This window comes from Rhodococcus sp. IEGM 1354 (genome assembly GCF_030056855.1).
Taxonomy (GTDB): domain Bacteria; phylum Actinomycetota; class Actinomycetes; order Mycobacteriales; family Mycobacteriaceae; genus Rhodococcoides.
In genome coordinates this window covers 71,530-84,929 of sequence record NZ_JASHKT010000016.1, presented here as the reverse complement: position 1 = coordinate 84,929, position 13,400 = coordinate 71,530, and the positions used below count along the sequence as shown (strand labels likewise).

At 63.3% G+C, this 13,400-nt stretch carries 14 protein-coding genes; 7 read left to right on the top strand and 7 right to left on the bottom strand.

Translation table 11 applies throughout. The features are described from left to right. Window positions 1–346: 346 nt before the first annotated feature. The 3 genes from QM588_RS23755 to QM588_RS23745 are packed head-to-tail and all read right to left on the bottom strand — an operon-like array spanning window position 347 to window position 4,237. Window positions 347–1,588, bottom strand: a complete 1,242-nt coding sequence (locus QM588_RS23755; RefSeq protein ID WP_052047645.1) for a TniQ family protein — start codon at window positions 1,586–1,588, stop codon at window positions 347–349. Then, on the bottom strand, window positions 1,585–2,550 hold the full coding sequence (locus QM588_RS23750) for a TniB family NTP-binding protein (RefSeq protein WP_230074848.1): 966 nt from the start codon (window positions 2,548–2,550) through the stop codon (window positions 1,585–1,587). Before QM588_RS23750 ends, QM588_RS23755 begins: the two co-directional genes overlap by 4 nt. 4 nt (window positions 2,551–2,554) lie before the next feature. Then, the gene (locus QM588_RS23745) at window positions 2,555–4,237 is read right to left on the bottom strand and encodes a Mu transposase C-terminal domain-containing protein (protein ID WP_032389201.1); all 1,683 of its coding nucleotides are present in this window, start codon (window positions 4,235–4,237) and stop codon (window positions 2,555–2,557) included. Window positions 4,238–4,340: 103 nt separating this feature from the next. Between QM588_RS23745 and QM588_RS23740 the strand changes: the two genes are divergently transcribed. Next, on the top strand, window positions 4,341–5,498 hold the full coding sequence (locus tag QM588_RS23740) for a hypothetical protein (protein WP_283317033.1): 1,158 nt from the start codon (window positions 4,341–4,343) through the stop codon (window positions 5,496–5,498). A 105-nt stretch (window positions 5,499–5,603) separates the two neighbouring features. Here QM588_RS23740 and QM588_RS23735 read toward each other — a convergent pair whose 3' ends face one another. Further along, entirely contained in the window at window positions 5,604–6,395 is a 792-nt protein-coding gene (locus tag QM588_RS23735) for a hypothetical protein (RefSeq protein ID WP_283317032.1), read from the bottom strand. Window positions 6,396–6,657: 262 nt separating this feature from the next. Between QM588_RS23735 and QM588_RS23730 the strand changes: the two genes are divergently transcribed. Continuing rightward, the gene (locus QM588_RS23730; RefSeq protein WP_048320404.1) at window positions 6,658–7,494 is read left to right on the top strand and encodes a hypothetical protein; all 837 of its coding nucleotides are present in this window, start codon (window positions 6,658–6,660) and stop codon (window positions 7,492–7,494) included. 1,082 nt (window positions 7,495–8,576) lie between these two features. Here QM588_RS23730 and QM588_RS23725 read toward each other — a convergent pair. Both QM588_RS23725 and QM588_RS23720 read right to left on the bottom strand, forming a co-directional pair. Next, on the bottom strand, window positions 8,577–9,041 hold the full coding sequence (locus QM588_RS23725) for a VOC family protein (protein WP_212709834.1): 465 nt from the start codon (window positions 9,039–9,041) through the stop codon (window positions 8,577–8,579). A 148-nt stretch (window positions 9,042–9,189) separates the two neighbouring features. Continuing rightward, the gene (locus QM588_RS23720; RefSeq protein ID WP_048320402.1) at window positions 9,190–9,513 is read right to left on the bottom strand and encodes a hypothetical protein; all 324 of its coding nucleotides are present in this window, start codon (window positions 9,511–9,513) and stop codon (window positions 9,190–9,192) included. A 149-nt stretch (window positions 9,514–9,662) separates the two neighbouring features. Here QM588_RS23720 and QM588_RS23715 point away from each other — a divergent pair, with 149 nt between their 5' ends. The 5 genes from QM588_RS23715 (at window position 9,663) to QM588_RS23695 (ending at window position 11,929) form a co-directional block, all read left to right on the top strand. After that, entirely contained in the window at window positions 9,663–10,412 is a 750-nt protein-coding gene (locus tag QM588_RS23715) for an ArdC-like ssDNA-binding domain-containing protein (protein ID WP_230678344.1), read from the top strand. Between the two features lie 370 nt (window positions 10,413–10,782). Further along, window positions 10,783–11,019 (top strand): hypothetical protein, encoded by a 237-nt coding sequence (locus tag QM588_RS23710; protein ID WP_053068851.1) that lies wholly within the window; start codon window positions 10,783–10,785, stop codon window positions 11,017–11,019. Window positions 11,020–11,071: 52 nt separating this feature from the next. Next, the gene (locus QM588_RS23705; RefSeq protein WP_048320401.1) at window positions 11,072–11,371 is read left to right on the top strand and encodes a hypothetical protein; all 300 of its coding nucleotides are present in this window, start codon (window positions 11,072–11,074) and stop codon (window positions 11,369–11,371) included. A 67-nt stretch (window positions 11,372–11,438) separates the two neighbouring features. Then, window positions 11,439–11,768, top strand: coding sequence for a hypothetical protein (locus QM588_RS23700; RefSeq protein ID WP_094739366.1), 330 nt, complete (start codon window positions 11,439–11,441; stop codon window positions 11,766–11,768). Continuing rightward, entirely contained in the window at window positions 11,765–11,929 is a 165-nt protein-coding gene (locus QM588_RS23695; RefSeq protein WP_155288773.1) for a hypothetical protein, read from the top strand. The genes QM588_RS23700 and QM588_RS23695 overlap by 4 nt, the downstream gene beginning before the upstream one ends. Before the next feature lie 389 nt (window positions 11,930–12,318). Here the strand turns inward: QM588_RS23695 and QM588_RS23690 are convergent, their stop codons facing one another. After that, a complete protein-coding gene (locus QM588_RS23690) occupies window positions 12,319–13,098 on the bottom strand; it encodes a hypothetical protein (RefSeq protein ID WP_125833447.1) in 780 nt (259 codons plus the stop codon). Window positions 13,099–13,400: the final 302 nt, after the last annotated feature.

Genomic DNA, 13,400 nt, shown 5'->3' with positions numbered 1-13,400 from the left:
ATCGTAGGCGCGGCGGGTAGCACCGGACCGTGCCGACGCCATCGACCGTTCGATCCGAGCGGCGACCTCGCCCGACAGGTCCGGAAACACCTCCGCACTCCTCACCGGGACGACTGAATCCGTGTCCAGGACCTCACCTAGCTGCCGATCTGCCATGACAGGGACTGTAGCGAGCACCCCCGACAGCTCTTTCGAGTTGAAACGCGCTGAGCAGGGATTTAGACGAAGACGGTGCGGGAACGGAAATTCTCGTCGGTCACCGCACACAGACCGTGGGTGACTACAGGAGGCGATTGATTCCCGCGTAAAAGCGGGCGTAGAAAAACGTGGGGTGATCATGCGCGCTTCAGTCCCAGTCCAGTCGGATGCCGAGCTCGACGAAGGCATAGGCCAGCTCATCGATGTCTTCTTCGGTGCGGCAACCCGTTCTCGCCAATCCGAACAGAGATCGGGCGGCGTCGCTGTCGACGCGGGCGGCGGCGACAGCGGCATCGATCGCCGCAATCACACCGTCCCAAGCGCTGCGGGCGGGTACCGGACTGCGAGACCTTGTCGGAGCGGTCCCCGGATCGACCGGCTCGTACCGTCGCGGCCGCAGCAAGCAGGCATCAGCACCGCTCGCGGCCATCTCATCGTTCTCCACCGCGATGATCGCGGTCGCGGCGGCAAACAAAACCTTCGCTTGCTCGTCCCACCGCAGTTGCTCGAACGGAACCCATGATGTCCGGAGCGGGCGAGAATGGCCGGTGGACTTCCAGATCGCGCTCAGTGGCTTCGCCCACCATCCGGTGCGGACCAGCGGCGTCGATACCTCGTCGACGACGGTACGCAGCAGCCTGAACCACACTGCGGCATGAACACGGCCCGCGCCGAGCTCGACCGACCCGCTCGTCAATGCGGCGGCGGTGCGCCGGTCGATTTCTGCGACGACTGCCGGTACCGGTATCGGTGATGCGTGATCGTCCGAGCCTGCTGGTGTCCTCTCCCAGAAGACCAGCCTGCCGGGTACGACACTGCAGAATTCCAGTCGACAGTGATGTTTCGTGCAGCTGGTCAGCATCGGGTACTGATGAGCCATCATGACCGCGATATCGGCGTCTGTGTCGAGGTCGTCGATACACAAGGGACATGCCCGCGTATCGAGCTTGCTCACCCAGGGAAGCCACATGCCGGCGGGCGGTGCGCGTCGACGTCGATCTGCCATCGCCAGACCCGCCGGTAGTAGGACAGAGAACTGATGGGCGTAGGTGTCGAAGTCACATTCGGCGGGGTCGGTGCTGTCGAGGAGCCAGGGCGTGCACCCCGCTAGCGTCATCTCACGCAGCCGTTCCGCCGCACAGGTGCTCCTCTGGGCGAGGGCGTCCAGCACCGGCTCGGGTGTGTAGCGGTCCAGGTCCACGCCCGGACTCTCGAAGCCGAGCCCGTCGAGAAGGTCCGCTGTATTGATCAACGAATACAGTGCGCTGGTCCGGGCCAGCCACGACATCAGAGTCTCACCAGGTAGTGGTTGCGGGTGAAGGGGCCACCGCGGATACGCACTGTGGGCGAGCGCTGTGTGCGCTGCAGGGGCATCGGATGGAATTGTCATGCCAGGTGCCGCTCGAAGTGGCGGCGGCGTTCGGTAGGCCCGGAGTAGACGGTCTGCGTCAACACCTGTGAGGTGATCGCTTCCTCTCCGGCCTCTAATGCGGTCACTGCGGCCGCGGTCAACAGCGTGGCCAGTTCGCCGATGGTGCCCTCACACCGGGTGAGGAGGTAGTCGGTCATCTCCGCCGATGTCAGATGCGAGGGCGCACGCAATGGGAAGCTGGCGGTGAAACTCGCCAGCAGGGAGCGGGTGTCGGTGTCGTTGGTCCAGATCGGCAGCGTCATGGGGTGAAAACGGTTCTCCAACTGCCCATCGCTGCGGATAGCGAGGTACGCCTCTCGGGTACCGACTCCGACGAGAGGGATCCGCAGCTCGTTGCCAAGAAACCGCAACAGGTTCAGAAATTCTCGGCGCACGTTGTCGCGGCCGGCAAGAACATTGTGGAGCTCGTCGATGATCAGCATCCGCACCCCGGTCGCTCGCAGCAGCGTAACCGCTTGCTGTTCGAGTTCGTGAACGCGGCTTCGCGGGCGCATCGGCGTTCCGAGTGCCGCGAGCATCGCCAGGTAGAACCGTCCGGGTGCTGGGTCCGGGGGCATCTGCATACACAGCACCGGTATCTGCTCACGGTCGGGCAAGGTGACCGCAGGGTGCGCACGCCGGAACTTCTCGATGATCATCGACTTGCCGTTGTTCGTCGGTCCGATCAGAAGCAGGTTCGGCATTCGTTGCCGATCCGGCCACCCCAGCAACGTCTCGAGGTGCTCGATCACCGACCGTGCACGCGGATACCCGATCCACCGTTCCGTGCGAATGTGCCTGATGCGTTGCGCGGCAGGGAGAACCGCGATCGGTCTGACCGAACTGCGCAGATGGTTGAGGTCCGCACTACCGGGGTCGATGTCTTGGCAGCTACGGTCGTCGCCGTCGCCTGCGGGCGTGATTCGGGGGTCGTTGTTCACCGTTTCACCATTCTTCGATGTCGTCGAAGATCGGAACCGACACGTCGTCGGTGCCTGGGCCAAGCTCGGGCGGGCCCATCGCGTTCGGTGATGTCACGACGCTGCTCAGGTGCGCACGACGACTGCGGTTACGTCGAGCCCGTCTGGTGTCCTTCTGCGCCGATGTTGCGATCTCTCGCATCTTGTCGATCATCGAGAACAAGGCGTGTTCGTCGATATGTGCTCGGCCGTGTTCGCGCAGTCGTGTCACTGCTGCGCGATGTTCCCACAAGGTCACCGCTGGATGTGACATCGTTCGATACGGCACCTCGATGTATCCGCCGCCGCTGTCGGGGTCCAGGACCCACACCCTGCTCAGATCTCGTGGGTCCCGGCGGATCACAAACTGGCCCAGGGTCTCTCGTCGGGCGATCCACGGTTTCAGAGCGTTCGCGAAGTACTGGATGTGGTCGATGACGAACCCCGTCCGCGTCAGGCGACGGCGGATGACGGGAAGGAAGTCCACCAGGAATGCGGTCTCGTCCACCACCGTCGAGCTCGCCAGAGCACTGTCAGCGTCGGTGCTGCTGGTCCACCGCGCAGCCGGGCTCTGCCGGAGGCCGGTGTGCACCTCTGCGTGATACGCCGCGACCGCCAGGACCAGCCAGCGTTCCAGTTCTCGTAACGTCAACGCCGCCTTACTATCCGAGTCGTAGCTGCCCCGCTGAGTTGGGTTCGAGAATGTGGTGCCGGGGAGTTCGTGGACCTGGGTCATGACGGTGCCGATGATGCGTTCGACGATCCCGCCGTAATGCGGCCTGCCGGGTGGGCGGTAGCCGAGGTCGATGCCGTGTTGCTCGCAACCGCGCTGGAGCGCTTCACTTTTGAACTCGGAAGCGTTGTCGATGTACAGGCGGTGCGGCTTTCCGGCCATCGGCCACCGCACATCCGCGCCGAGGCCCAGAGAGTCGATCCATACGCTTTTGTCCGAGCACACCCGGCCCAGACACAACCCGACCGACACTGCGGACGGCGGATCGAGAGTTACCACGAACCCAGGTATGCAGCGGCTGAGGACATCGATGGCAATCGTGAGATAAGGACGTCCGATCGGCGCCCGGTCGTATTCGTCGACGATCATCAGATCGACCACGGTGTGATCGATCTGTACTTGCTGGAGAACGGCCGTCACCGGCGGCGGGACATCGCCCGCGGATTGCCGCGACCTGGCGGCGTCCGGTCCGCCACGTGAGCGTGCGACACGGCCCGGGTGCATTGCTGCGATCCGGGCATTGACTGTGTTGCGGGCTGGGATCGGGAGTCCGGCGCGGTGACAGGCCTGCGCGATACGACGATGTAGTGCAGCGACACTGAGTTTCTGACGAGCCAGGAATTCACGGTTGATGTGCTCGGTGATCACGTCTTCCACCTCGTCTGGCACGCGGGAGCGTCCACGTCCGCCTGCGGGCGCGGAGACCAGTAGATCGGTAACCGCCCCTTCCCCATTCCGGAGTATGGACAGCAGCGCGTACACCCGCCGGGGCGAGACACTCAACTGTTGCGCTGCATCCTCGACCGCGGAGGTACCGATCGCGGATCGATTCATCAGCTCGTTGAGCACTGCGAACCGTGCCCGTGCCTGCTCCCACTGCTCGGCCGACGCGGTCAAGACACCAGCCTCGACGACGTCGAACTTCTCCGCATCCATTGCAGCCTCCGAACACCCGACCCAGGTGACCGATTGTGCAGTCCACTTCTGCACTCAGAATGTCAGAAGACCACTGCAATCGGAGGTGAAACCCCAGGAAAACATGACGCCCACTTCTGAAACTGACACTGACTCCGACTACCAACTGCGTTGGCCAAGAGAACTTTTCGTACAGGAAGCAGCAAAGCTGCTCAACCTACGGGCTAGTGAGGATAATTGGGACGACCGCTGCAAGATGCTGCTTCGCGACGCGTTCGTGGATTTTCCGGCGTGCGGGCCTCTTGACGATTTGAACGAGCTCCCCGGCACTCTGGGCCGGCAATGGGGCAACAAGCCCAATGACAACGTCTTTTCGTACCGCCAGAGCTTTCTCCGCGACCTCATGTCGCAGGCCGACCGGCTCAACGAAGATCCGCCAGCCAGACGGCCGCTTTGGCGAGAACGCCGCGGCATCACGACGTCTGCGGAGTCTCCAGCGGCGTTCGATACATTGGTTGCCCGCTATATAGACCTGGTCAACGACCTGGACACCCTCTGCTACTTCGACCGTATCTTCACCAAAGACTGCGTCGACGATCAACGCGGCCACGAACCTGAGCGGTACCTGTATCAACACTTGACTGTAGATCTCGCATGGCCGCTCGACTCGAGTGTGCTGATCGAAGATCGTGATCTGTTCTACGACGTCGTCGAAGTTCTATACGACGCGGCCGCCCGCCCCCGTGACGGCTGGGAGCATAATCACAACGAATGCGGTTGGCATGGAAAGCAGTTCGACTCGACAGGCGGACGTGCCGTCTATCGATGGCGCGTCAACAAGCTTCTCGACCGACACGACGTCAGGCTCCGCCTTGCCGAGGACGGCGCCGAAGAGGGCCGTCTCGTCACCACCACGGACGACGCACGCAACGACCTGATCGACACCACCACCAGTAGGACCACGCCCAGCGTCGACCGCGTACAACACGGCGTGGAACAGTTCCGCAGACGAGGTGTCACCCGAAACGACAAACGCGCGGCCGCCAGATCCCTGGCCGACGTTCTCGAATCACGCCGCAAGAACGTCCTAGCCGACGCGCTGGACAAAACCCATGCAGGCGAGCTGTTTCACATCGCCAACAAGTTCGACATCCGCCACCACACCGAAGACCAGAAGGCCGACTACCCCGACTACTACCTGGACTGGATCTTCTGGCTCTATCTCGCCACGATCGAGCTCACGAACAACGTCATCGACGACCAGCAGCGCGGCGAAGACTAGGCCCTGATTTCCCTGCCCTTGCGCGGGTCCGAGAAGACGAAGTCGCGTCCTCGGCCTCGAAGCTCGACGGGTTGTCGCAACGAGATGTGCGACTGCTTCGCTGGGTCACGATTCCGGCGACCACGTGCCGCATCCCTTGGAGTCGAAGGCGTAATCCGACTGGTCGATGGTGACCTGAACGCGGCGAGCGTTGGGGATGAAATCGTTGTCTATCGTGTTCCCGCTGGAGTCCTGTCGACTCCAGTAGCAGCCTTCGATCTCTCCCTCGATTACGTAAGTGCCGGGAGCGATCTCGGCATTGACGAGATGCGTACCGTTACCGAATCGCTGACCGGACGCTTCCAGCTCGGTGTTCACTGCGGCGTCGCCCAGCGCAGCGGTCCAAAGTGGCGCTTGCGGGTGTCCCGGGCAAAGCATCAGCGCAGCTTGCACCTCTTTGGCCTGCGGACCGCTGAGCACAAACCCCGGCTGCGCACGTACATCGCCGGGATCGTTCTCTGCGCAGATCGTGTAGAGAGTCTTGATGCTTCCGCCATTGTCGTATCCGGACGCTGCGTAGGCGGCCTTCTCGGCATCGGTGGTGGCCATGACGGCATCGGCGCGGATATCGCATGAATGCGGGTTGGTCGCCCACAACGCTCTGAAGTCCAACAGGCCATCCTTGGGATAGATCCTGTAGGTCCCTTTCGTGTCGTACCCAGCACCCGAGTAGCAGTCGAAAGAGATGCTTCCGGCCCCTGGTTCAGGCGTAGCGGCGGTCGATGACGGCGTTGCTGCCTGCGTCGGTGACACGGTCACGGACGGTGAATCGGCTCGGTCCACCGCGGCGTCATCTGCGGAACCCGAACAACCTGCAATAAGGCCCACAACCAACGCAGCCAACACGACACGTTTCATAGCGATGTTCATACCACTCGGTCCGTTGGGTCCTTCGCGCACGCCGAAGCGGCGCGATAGCCGGTCCCGCGTCGTGGGACACGGCCCTGGGTGGAGCATTCTGAACGACCAGAAAACCACTGAACCGCATAGGCAACGTTAACGCGACACTAGTGATAGCCTTAACGGAACCCCAATAGAGGTACTCCCCGTCGGCGCGTCAGTACGCTCGCGGAACCATCAGGCTACCGCACCGAGGCTTAATTCGGAAAGGACGAAGACAGTGGTCGAATCAACCGTCCGGCGAGAATCCCCGGCAGCGGCGGTCAAGCGCGACACCTGTCCACTTCGCCGTTCCTTCGTCGAACGCGAGCTCGGCAGCCAGGACCTCACTCCACTTGCGAGCCTGCTGCGCACACGAGGTGCAGCAGGTGGGCAAGGAGGCGCGCTCAGGATTTCGCTCCTACTCTCGCTGATCTGGGTTACAGCGCGGGAGCCTTACACGACCAGCCGTGTCGCCGCCTACTGGGCCGAACTGATCGGTCGTAGCGACGACCCACGAGGAGACGGTGCCCGAGCTGTGCGGGACGCCCTGCACGAACTGGCCGATAGACGCCTGGTGGGACTGCATACCATCGGACCCAAAACGCTGATCGAGCTCCACAACGAATCGCGCCCCATCGACAGCCGCGGCGCACCTGTTCCCTATAAGCCGCCCTACAACACCGAGCCCTACCTGCCGATCCCGCGTGCATTCTGGACCGAAGGGCTGGCCGCAAACCTCTCCGGGGCCGGCGTGGCGATGTACTTATGCTCGCTCGCGATGACCAGAGCCGAGGATCCCGAATTCTTCATCGTCGGGAGCTACTTCGACGACCGCTACGGGATCTCCCGATCGAGCCGAAAACGAGGACTAGCCGAGCTAGTCGAACGAGGCGTCCTCACAGTGGACGTGACAGAGAGTCAGGACTCCGTCACCTTCCGAACGGTGCGACGCAACCGGTATCGGCTCGCGCAGCCGTTCCAGCAGCCGGCCCCGTGGGTATCGCCCGACGCGGGTCAAGCGACCTCAGGTGGACCAGCAGCGGCGAAGTCGAGTACCTCGACCGTGCGGACCTGAGGCCAATCCGCGGGCCTCTCGACGATGCTTCTGATAGTCTGAGAGCGGCAGGCCTGGCCTGTGCTTCATACCGGGAAGCGACGCGGCGGCAATGCAGTAGTGCCGACCACGACCTAACGGCATCGGGGTCCAAACCCGGAACGTCGGAGGGCCAGGAGTGAGGGGCCGAACCAATAGTCTCGACGCGATATTGGTTCCCTCATTCAGGTGGGTATGTTGCAGAGAGGCACCTCAACGGGATTCCAACCCCCGCGAGGTGCCTTTCTCGTGCGTAAAACTGGCCTGCCGGCCTGGCCTCGAAGGCCCGATGTGGCCGACTCGACTTTCCCTACAACCAAAAGCGCGGTGACCGCGAACGGCCACCGGCTCCTGGTGCTTCTACCTATCAGCCATAGAACAACTGCAACACAGCAATCAGCAAGTCAACGGCCCCGTGAACCCACGGACCCACCACATCCCAGACTGCCATCAGCATTGCCCACACAGGAGACGAAACCTCGTCGCCTGGCCACGGCATCTCCACACCGAACACATGGCACACCAGATGTGCCCACCCGTGCACCTGCCTCAGTGTCGACAAGGTCCTCACGGGTCGTGAACCCCTGAACCTGGTGAACCATCCTCTCCAGCCTGCTCGCCCGGTCTCGGACCCATCATTCTTTTCTGCAGCCATAATACTCTCCCTTCATAGTGAAATTCCGTCCCGTTGTTGGGGTGATTTGCGCACACGTGTGGCATATCGGCCTTTCGGTTGGATTCTCGATATCTTGGCTCAGCGGTTGCTTCGCCTCCATCAGAGTCCCACATCGAGGGCCTTTCCGCAACCCTCTCGAAGAATGCACGGTCGACACGTATCGCCAGGTCAAAGCCGGTTTATAAGTTTAATCGCGTACTTATAGATCGTGAATTATTACCGGAATTAAGCAGTGGATATCTCTGATTCTTTTCCGGATATTCGCGATTAATTGCGCGGAATAGATAAATGTTCGATAAAGGAATGTATCCAGGGTCTACGAGCTGCCGCGACATGCAAGGGCCGTGATGGTGTCGAGGGGATCCGTGGCGATCGGTGGCTCCGCCGGTCAGGAAGTGGTGACAGCGTTTCCGTCACCGTCGACGACTGGGCTTTGGGTCCGAACAGTGCTCGTGGAGAACGTGATCAGGTTTCCGTCGCCGTCGACGGTCGCGAACTCCGTCGTTCCCCAGTCCGTCGCGACGGGGTGGCCGGCGTCTGCAGGGTGCAGGACGCCCGCGCGCGAGAGTTCGTCGTACAGTTCCGCGATCTCGTCGACGGTGATGCGGCAGCTGGCCGTTCCGGCGAGGAAGGTCTCCGCTCCGCTGCACACCGGCCAGGGTGCGGTGTCGGGTCGGCTGTTCCAGCTGTCGTCGTCGGCGGCCCACAGGTGGATCTCGACGTCGTCTCGAGTGAGCTTGGCGAAGGTGGGATCGGAGTACTGCGCCGTGAAGCCGAAGGAGCGGGTGTAGACGGCGATCGCTGTCTCGATGTGTCGTACCGGCAGCGCGGGGACCGCTTTGGACATACCCATGCGCAACACTAACGCCGGTGAACGACACGAGGGAGCGAACGCTGCCGTGCCTTCGGTGAGCGCGTGAAGGCCGAGGTGCGCTGGTCGCCGGGCGGGCGCTACCGCTCAGCGTTCTTCCGGGGCGGTGTGACGAGGGGTCTCGCTGCGTTCATCGTTGCGACGCTTCGCCTTTGGATCGCAGAGACGCAGCGAGTTGGTCGACGGTCGGCAGACCCGCCAGGCCGCAGTCGGTCGAGTAGACGCGGCAGGCGAGTTCGGTCAGTTGCACGGCATCGTCGAAGGCGTCGACGCCGCCGATGAGGATGGTCGGTGAGCCTGCGAAGGCCGACGCCGCTGCCTCGGCGTCGGAGGAGATCAACCGGTGCCCGATCTCGATGTCCGACTGTCCGATCAGGCTGGCCGCAGCACGAACCCGGTCCGCAGCCTCCTGCCAGTTCGGGCACCCGTCGAAGTACAAGATCTCCACCTTCATACGAGCGAGTCTGCCCTCCAATCGGTTGGCGTGCCAATGCAGCCACGACGAAGCGCGTCGACGACGTGGTGAGATCGTGTCGCCTGGACCAGGCGAGGCGGAGATCGTGCACCTGATGCTATTCCGCATCCTTTTTCAATAATGTCCTGTTGATCCTCAGCCAGAAACCAGAGGCAACGCAGGTCGCCGGATTCCGCGCGTGGCAGCAGCGCGGACGCCAAGTCCGCAAGGGCGAGAAAGCGATCCGGATCTACGGCTACAGCTCCCGCACCATCACCGAGACCGACCCCGACACCGGCGACGAAGAAACCCGCAAGGTGCCCACCTTCCCGATTCTGTCGGTGTTCGACCACTCCCAAACCGACCCGATCGAGGGACACCCCCAGCCCGAGGAAATCACCCGGCTCCTCACCGGCGCCGATCCGGACGCGATCTACGACCGCGTAGCGGCGGTCATGACCGGCCGAGGATGGACCGTCACCCGCGAAGCGATCACCAGCAGCGCGAACGGCTACACCACCACCGACGGCTCCCACCGGATCGTCGTCGACGCCGCCCTCGAACCCGCAGCGGCCGCAAAAACGATGATCCACGAGGCCGCGCACGCGATCATGCACGCACCCGACCTCATCGGCCCTGAGGCCCGAAAGGACCTGCACCGGGGCCGGATGGAAGTCGAAGCCGAATCCGTCGCCTACGTCCTGGCCGGGATGCTCGGACTCGACACCAGCGCCTACAGCGTCGGCTACATCGCCGGATGGGCCGCAGGAGACCTCGAGCAGGTCACCGCCACCGCGAAAGCAGTACTGACCGCCGTCCACGAGCTGGCCGACGCCCTCGACCCGGCCGCCGCCGAGTCGGACGACGGCGAGGACACCGGGACCGGGGAGGCCGCGTAGCCGGTCGGGGGAGGGTCCGCCGGCCGAAATGTTCCGGCCGGCGGACAGGCCACCTGCGGTGTCCACCGAATCGAGCTCCGCTGCGCTCCGCACTCGAAAGAGCACAGACGTTTTTTCACAGCGGTTCTGGCTCCCGGCGAGCATTCATCACCCGTGCCCGCCGCCTCAACCCCTCGCTCCGCTGCGCTACGACCGAAGGCTCCGAACACTTTTCGTCCCGTGCTCGCTGCGCTCCCACGAAAACTGTCCGGCCGAGGGGTTGCCCCGTCGTTCCCGTGCGCTGCCTTCTCTCCTCACGCCAGAAACGGCGAAAAAACGTGGGGGAGGACGCAAGACCGACCCGGCACCGTTCCGAAGGGCAGCAACAGTTATGACCGAGACCACGAACACCGAGACCGTTACCTGCATCGCGGACGGACCCGACTGCACCGGCGACGTCGAATACCGGGACGCACTGTCCGGAACCGGAGTAGCGCACCCGAGATGCGACAAGCACTGGCAAGACCGGCTCGGCCTCGAGGACGACCTCCGACGCCGCTACCCGGCCCACGCACCCGCCGACTTCGACCCCACCTACGCAGGCGAGCACTGGGACGAGGACTACTGACCAGGCCCGCTCACCACACCCCAACCGATCGACCAACCGAGGAGCACAAGCCATGACCGCCAGCAACCACGACGACTACTGGACCACCTACGACAAGGCCCTCGACGCGGCCGCAGAATGCCGAAGCGTCGAAACGCTGATCGACACCCTGAACCGCTACTACCCGCCCTCGTCCGGAGTCGCGTTCTTCCCCAACGGAGCCGACCGAGACCTACTCGGCACACTCACCGACGCCGGACACTTCGATACCGTCTGGGTCCACGCGGACTACCACTTCGCGCTCCGTGACGGCCGCGGAGACGGGTTCACCTACATCGAAGGCGACATCGTCCGCGGAACCTCACGATTGTGACCACCCGCCCCGGTGTCTGACGGCACCGGGGCAACCAACCTCGCACCACCTGGAAGGAACGCCCCTGATGCCCGCTCAAGCCTGGGTCACCCTGTTCGTCGGCGTCCTCGCCGTCGTCGGCGTCGCCCTGACCGTCCGCCAACGCACCGTCGCCGACAAACGCGCCCAAGCCTGGCAACGGATCACCTGGTGCCTCGAACGCACCACCAGCGACAACGAAGCCGAAGCCGCACTGGGCTGGGACATCTACACACCGGTGACCGACTCGCCGCTCATCACCCGAACCGAACGAGACGTCCTGCGCGCCGTCGCGACCCGGGCATTGTGGCGAGCACTGGCGTCACCGGCACAAACCGAGGACACTGACAACCAGAACGAGCAGGAGGACCCACGATGACCACCACCGAGAAGCGCACCACCGCAGCCCGACCACAGGTCGCACGGGCCGCAGCACGGGCATCGGTCGCACTGTACGAACGCGACGGCCTCGAGGTACCCCAGTGGATCCGCGACGCCGCCGAAGGGCGCCCGACCACCCCACCAGCCGAACAGCCCTGACACAGGCCCACAGCCTGCAGACCGAAAGGCCCGCACCCCGACACCGGGTGCGGGCCTTCTCCATTGCCTGGGATCAGGAAAACGTGAGGGAGCAGGATCGGGCCACCCTGCGGGCGTCCAACCGAATCGAACTCCGCTGCGCTCCGCACTGCTACACCCCGACCCGCAGCGCAGACAGGCCGCCCGTGCACGTGCGGTTCGGACTTCAACCCGTTGCAGCGCAACACAATCTGTCGGTACCCGATGCCACACTCGAAGCCATGCGAATCCGAACCATCGACGGACCACCACTACCCGCCGAAATCGCCGAACAGGCGGCCCGAGCAATCGTCCTCACCGCCCTGCAAACAATCGACCAAGCACGCAATGAGCCAGCCGATCGGGGTCGATCAAGCACCACCTGTAGGCCGGTCCACTGACTCCAATGCGTCCGCGAGAACCTCGACGGCCCTATCGCGATCGTCGAGAGCCGCGACAGCCCTCGCCGTCAGATCGTTGAATGCGGTATCGAATTCGCTGATCGCAGAATCCGCAAAATTACGTAGTGCCGCGCCCTGCAGCCGCATTCGAACTGCCTGCTCAAGCTTTTCCCGAGCCAGTCTCATCGCCCCGTGGACTGGGCTCAGCGGCATTCGAGTCGGGTCGTAGCCAGCAAGACGCAACTCAGACAAGAAGTTGTTCTCGCTGTTGCTCGCCGCTATGACATCGACCAGATACGAGTCGACCAAAGCCCAACTACCCTCCGGATCGACAACCGCGGGTCGCGGTATTGCTCTCTTGGTCCGCCCCACAGCACGGGCGAACTCCGCATAGAACGCCAGCATCCGGGCAAACAATGCACTGTCCCGATCGCGCACGTTCCGTGCATTTACCAGACGCTGCTCCGCCACCCACTGATCACGCTTGAGCTGCAACTCATCCCGCGCCTGCTCCTTCTGAACCTTAATCTGCTCGTTGAACTTTGCCCGCTCGGTCCTCATGTTCTCCCGCTGACCATGAAACGCGATATAGGCCGCAGTGATCAGAAACGGCCCAGCGACCAACCCCGCGATCAACGTCGCCTGCGGCTGAGTCAAATCCCACTCCATCAACGGACCCCACACAGTTCCTCCCACGATCAACACAACAGGGCCACCGAACATCAGCGCCACACCACGAACCCACTTCATGACTCGGCATCATGCCTTGCCCCGACATCGCCCATGTTGGTCTGTCAACATTCCGCGCCGCTGACCACCGAATTCAGCCCAGTGCTGCCGCGACACCGAGCGGGGCCGGCCTCCGTCGCTCCCGCACAATCACGCCGCGATTTCCACAGGTGGAGGTGGCCACGCCGCCGGCGTCGACCGGTAGTCGTGCATTCCGCCTGTCGGCGGTGCCGGCCACCCTGCGGGCGTCCCCTGAATCGAGCTCCGCTGCGCTCCGCACCGTGGAAGAGCAAAGACGTTTTTTCACTGCGGTTCTGGCTACC

Excerpts from the sequence above, each read along its gene's own strand:
- QM588_RS23755 (WP_052047645.1), bottom strand. The coding sequence starts at position 1,588 with ATGACAATTCCATCCGATGCCCCTGCAGCGCACACAGCGCTCGCCCAC.
- QM588_RS23745 (WP_032389201.1), bottom strand. The coding sequence starts at position 4,237 with ATGGATGCGGAGAAGTTCGACGTCGTCGAGGCTGGTGTCTTGACCGCG.
- QM588_RS23740 (WP_283317033.1), top strand. The coding sequence starts at position 4,341 with ATGACGCCCACTTCTGAAACTGACACTGACTCCGACTACCAACTGCGT.
- QM588_RS23735 (WP_283317032.1), bottom strand. The coding sequence starts at position 6,395 with ATGAAACGTGTCGTGTTGGCTGCGTTGGTTGTGGGCCTTATTGCAGGT.
- QM588_RS23725 (WP_212709834.1), bottom strand. The coding sequence starts at position 9,041 with ATGGGTATGTCCAAAGCGGTCCCCGCGCTGCCGGTACGACACATCGAG.
- QM588_RS23720 (WP_048320402.1), bottom strand. The coding sequence starts at position 9,513 with ATGAAGGTGGAGATCTTGTACTTCGACGGGTGCCCGAACTGGCAGGAG.
- QM588_RS23710 (WP_053068851.1), top strand. The coding sequence starts at position 10,783 with ATGACCGAGACCACGAACACCGAGACCGTTACCTGCATCGCGGACGGA.
- QM588_RS23705 (WP_048320401.1), top strand. The coding sequence starts at position 11,072 with ATGACCGCCAGCAACCACGACGACTACTGGACCACCTACGACAAGGCC.
- QM588_RS23700 (WP_094739366.1), top strand. The coding sequence starts at position 11,439 with ATGCCCGCTCAAGCCTGGGTCACCCTGTTCGTCGGCGTCCTCGCCGTC.
- QM588_RS23695 (WP_155288773.1), top strand. The coding sequence starts at position 11,765 with ATGACCACCACCGAGAAGCGCACCACCGCAGCCCGACCACAGGTCGCA.
- QM588_RS23690 (WP_125833447.1), bottom strand. The coding sequence starts at position 13,098 with ATGAAGTGGGTTCGTGGTGTGGCGCTGATGTTCGGTGGCCCTGTTGTG.